General features: G+C 33.7%; 1 protein-coding gene. It reads right to left on the bottom strand.

Going from position 1 to position 270, the window contains the following annotated elements; translation table 11 throughout:
- Positions 1–270: hypothetical protein (locus ACW9JV_RS19325; protein WP_457337527.1), on the bottom strand; the 270-nt coding region annotated here is incomplete at both ends.

Below are 270 nucleotides of genomic sequence, written 5' to 3' on the forward strand. Positions count from 1 at the left end.
GCTCTATTCCCGCTTCAGGAAAACAAATTCTCTCTGGCATCTGTTTTAATTGCTTATGGATAGATTGAAAAGCTTGAATTGTTGGCAAGGCATGTCTTTGTTTTTCTATAGAAAATCGTTCTTCATATTGATCACTAATACTGTGTTTTATATCCCTTAACGATTGCTCTAATTCCTTTATATGCTTTTGTTTTTCTTGGTACGTTAATTCTATCCGTTTCCAATCATTGGCCTTTGTTTGAATTTCTTGAAGCTTCGTCAATTGTTGAT

Source organism: Salibacterium sp. K-3, from assembly GCF_054052005.1.